Here is a 1795-nt window from a genome sequence, read left to right as displayed (position 1 = left end):
CGGTGCTGCCGCCGTTCGCGACCGGACCTTGGACCGCACCCACGTCATCCGTGACGCTGCCGATGCTCGGCGCCGTCGGTGCCGTGGTGTCAATAACAACGTTGTAAGGATCACTGGGAGTTGATTCGTTGCCTGCCGGATCGGTTGCGGTTACTGTGAGGTTGTGGTTCCCCTCGGGCAATGGTGATCCCGGGGTGATGCTCCAGGTGCCGTCAGGCGCTACCGTGGTGCTGCCGATAGCCGTCGTGCCGTCATAAAGGGTGATGGTATCGCCGGGTGTGGCGCCGCTGCCGTTTACCGTTGGCGTGGTATCATCAGTGCTGCCGCCTGAGGCCACCGGACCTTGTACGGCGCCCGCATTATCCTGGATACTGCTGATTACCGGGGCGGCTGGTGCCGTGGTATCTGGTGGATTAATAGGATCTGGTGGGTTGATAGGGGTTGGAGGTACTGTCTCGGAGCCAAAGCCGGAAGCGGCTGGAACAGAATCGTCGTCACCGCTTAAAGCAACTCCAAGCCCTACTCCGAGACCTATAAGCGCGGCCGTCCCTACCATTGCATAGACGTCATCCTCGGCAACACAAGTCAATGATTCGAATGGCGAGGGCTCCGTTTGCGGTATATATTGAACAATCACTGCCTCATCGCCGACAGTCGGCGAAAGATCAACCTGTACAATGCCTTCACAATCCTCATCGTTCAGATATAGCTTGCTATCGCCGTTAACATGGTAAAAATTAATAACACGAAGTTTCTCTCCGCCAAGGTCAATGATCAGATCTGTACCCTGCCGAACATAAGATTTAATGTCAGTCGGCTTCAGATTAAGAAACACTCGACTGGGCTGCTCAAGGACTAGAGTTCCATTCGTCTCCTGAATTGTTCCAGCAGTTGAAGGTTCGTTTAAGTTAATAACTTTGGTTGCGATAGACATATATATCCCTTTATAACCTTTTTGCTTTTTATTATTAAAAATTAGTACCGATCAATCGAAAGATAGGCTTTGATATGAATGCTGTACTTCACTGTGTATATTTCATAGTTAATGCTGTACGACCGCTGGCACTGTTAACTTAGTACCGAACATTGAATAATCTCTGTTCAGGTATTCATCCCGCGCCTTAATCTTTGGGCTCCCCAGAAAATAGTTAATGACCATTAGATTTTTGCTGGTCAAAATCACAATAAATTAATATTTTCAAACCATTGCCATTAACTTATTGCCTTTCTTCAGTTATTTTTTTATAACTTGAATCAACTCAAACATTTCATCAGCAAGTTGCTCAATGAGCCGCAATATTGGCTCTTGACTGTTATTTTCGACTTAGCTCTTTTTCGAGCATCTTTGCTAACAGATAAACTAAATCATCCCCAATAAGTAGCCAATATCTCTCCAAGGGTGAACCTCTCGTTTGGCTTCCTGCATATCTTTACGGAGAAAAGCCTGGCGAATCCTCATGTGCAACATTTTCTTACTGCTCTGAAAATAATTGCAATATGCGCAAATTAATTTCGCCCTTTTCTATAAAGCTAACAATGCAATTCCAATGCCTAACTGATTGTTTTCATTGAACATCAACCTAAACCACAGACTTTTTATTATGTGACAAATAAACTTAATGATCCATGTATTGTCTCATGCTATTAACTTAAAAAAACCATATGTTTTATAGGACATAAATTACTTAAAAAATGCAATATATGCAATATAGAAACCGCAAAATTAAGTAATCGTAAAACAAAAAATGATAGAACATTCATGGCTTAGCACTAAGGAAGCGGCACAACTACTCGA

At 44.4% G+C, this 1795-nt stretch carries 1 protein-coding gene; it reads right to left on the bottom strand.

Annotated elements, in window-relative coordinates; all coding sequences use genetic code 11:
- On the bottom strand, positions 1–835 hold an 835-nt coding region (locus IT781_RS21730), incomplete at its 3' end, for an Ig-like domain-containing protein (RefSeq protein WP_370527073.1).
- Between the last annotated feature and the right edge of the window lie 960 nt (positions 836–1795).

This window comes from Methylobacter sp. BlB1 (assembly GCF_015476545.1).
In the GTDB taxonomy this organism is placed as follows: domain Bacteria; phylum Pseudomonadota; class Gammaproteobacteria; order Methylococcales; family Methylomonadaceae; genus Methylobacter.
This window is presented reverse-complemented; position numbering and strand designations above follow the sequence as displayed.